The sequence below is a fragment of the Saccharospirillum impatiens DSM 12546 genome, from assembly GCF_000423605.1.
GTDB classification, from domain to species: Bacteria; Pseudomonadota; Gammaproteobacteria; order Pseudomonadales; family Natronospirillaceae; genus Saccharospirillum; species Saccharospirillum impatiens.
In genome coordinates, this window is sequence record NZ_AUIH01000132.1 from 1 (window position 1) to 2,160 (window position 2,160).

Below are 2,160 nucleotides of genomic sequence, written 5' to 3' on the forward strand. Positions count from 1 at the left end.
TGCTCGACATCCTGAACTTTTTTATTAATATCGATGGGGTTGTGAGCCATTAAATAATGCTGCCGCCGTTAATTGATGCGAGTATTATCGCATGCCTTTTATGGGCGATTTTTTCTCCTGTGTGGTGTTCTAAAGCGTTTTATAATGTTGGAGGCGGCTGGGCTATAGATGATAGATGAGACCGCCCCTGACGTGCAATGCCAGGCCAATTTGGCGGACTGTCAGGGAGTTGGTGAAAAATTTTTGCAATCAGGAAAAGTCATAAAAACCTGTCAAGCCCTTTTTTAATACCGCGGATTCAAATCTGAAGTGCATCACCTAATCAGGTAGAAGAAGGGGCCAGCTGAAGGTAAGCTCTTACCCTTTTTCTCCGGCAAGAGATTAAGTGATGATGAGAACTTACCAACAACTGACCTACGAGCAACGATGCCAGATATCGGCCCTGAAGAAAAGCGGGTGTAGCCAAAGGAAGATCGCTGAGACCATTGAGACCACCGTGAGCAGGGAGTTGGCAAGGAATACAGGAGCCAGGGGGTATCGCCATAAACAGGCACAAGAAAGGACGGAGCAACGGCGCGCAGAGGCGTCACAGCCTACTAAAATGACGCCAGACTTGATTACAGTGATTGAGTCGAAGCTGCGCGTAGAGTGGAGCCCAGAGCAGATATCGGGCTGGCTATTGTATGAGCAAGAGTTGCTTATCAGCCATGAAAGCATCTATTGGCACGTAGGGGCAGACAAGCAGGCTGGTGGTGATTTATTTACTCACCTTCGCCAGCAGGGCAAGAAGTACGACAAGCGTCGTAACGGCAAATCAACGCGCGGCCAAATAAAGAACCGCGTCAGCATTGATGATCGACCCCAAGTCGTTGACGACAAGTCGCGGATCGGGGATTGGGAAATCGACACGGTGATCGGTAAGGGCCACAGTGGCGCCCTGGTGACAATAGTCGAGCGGGTGACGAAGCTCACAGTATCTACCTGGGTTAATAACAAGAGCGCTGAAGACGTAACTCAGGCCACGATAGCGCTGCTCAAGCCATTTGAAGACGTTGTTCACACCATCACGGCTGACAATGGAAAAGAGTTTGCTTACCATGAGAGAATCAGCAAGGCGCTATCGGCCGAGGTGTACTTTGCCCACCCCTACAGCTCTTGGGAACGGGGCCTAAATGAAAACACCAATGGCTTGCTGCGACAATACTTTCCAAAGAACACGGACTTCAAGAAGGTTGAGCAGATAAAGGTGGCGCAGGCACTGAGGCGGATTAACTCTCGACCAAGAAAAGACCTGGACTTCAAAACCCCAGCCCAATTAATGAACGATCATAGGGCTGCGTTAGCAGGCTAATCTGTGATGCACTTGGAACTTGAATCCGCATACTATTTCGCTGAATAGTTACGAAAATTCAACTATGACCAAGCGCGATACTACCAACGCTCAGGATTTTTCACCCAAGTTGCTCTCAGTTTGGCGGGAACCTCCCTCTCCATTACCCAGAGCTATGTTGGCGACGCTGTTGCTGCTGCTTCTGGGGATAATGGTTTGGGCGTTTTTCGGTCGGCTGGATATCGTGACCCGTGCGGAAGGCACACTGGTTCCCAAAAATCGTGTTCAGATTGTACAACCTCTGGAAGGAGGTCGTGTGGCTGAAATTTTGGTCAGCGAGGGACAGCGAGTGGAGGCGGGCCAGGCGCTTATGCGAATGGATGCGCGTATCTCCGAGGTTGAGACCGGCGAAATGGCCAGAGAGCTGACCGTCGTGCGGTTGCAGCTGCGCCGTGTACGGGCAGAGCTTTCATCTGAAGAATTCACCCCGCAAATAGCCGACCCAGAGGAGGTTTACCGTCAAATTCGAGAACAACTCGAGTCAAATCAGGAGGCATATCGTGATGCAGTCTCCGAACAGCAAGCAGCACTGCGCAGAACCCAGGCCGAACTGGCCGGAGCCAGTGAAGTTCGGAAAAAGCTGCAGGACATACTTCCCATTTTCCGAAACAGTGAAGACGTCTATACGGAGTTGGCAGAAAACGGCTCAATTGCTACCTGGGAGGCACTGGACCGACGTCTATTGAGCGACAATTAACTTGTCCGGTCCAGCGACAACTATCTTGGCCGGTTGATCTGATAAGGTTTGGCACAGCAGAACGGAGGGTTCG

At 50.9% G+C, this 2,160-nt stretch carries 2 protein-coding genes; both read left to right on the forward strand.

Translation table 11 applies throughout. The annotated features are described in order from the left end of the window. The first annotated feature begins 391 nt into the window (after nt 1–391). On the forward strand, nt 392–1,351 hold the full coding sequence (locus G565_RS0120800; protein ID WP_028672522.1) for an IS30 family transposase: 960 nt from the start codon (nt 392–394) through the stop codon (nt 1,349–1,351). 64 nt (nt 1,352–1,415) lie between these two features. Continuing rightward, entirely contained in the window at nt 1,416–2,087 is a 672-nt protein-coding gene (locus G565_RS25355) for a putative HlyD family type I secretion protein (RefSeq protein WP_084649507.1), read from the forward strand. The last annotated feature ends 73 nt before the right edge of the window (nt 2,088–2,160 follow it).

What these genes read in the sequence shown, in the direction of transcription:
- G565_RS25355 (WP_084649507.1), top strand. Translation starts at nt 1,416, where the DNA reads ATGACCAAGCGCGATACTACCAACGCTCAGGATTTTTCACCCAAGTTG.
- G565_RS0120800 (WP_028672522.1), top strand. Translation starts at nt 392, where the DNA reads ATGAGAACTTACCAACAACTGACCTACGAGCAACGATGCCAGATATCG.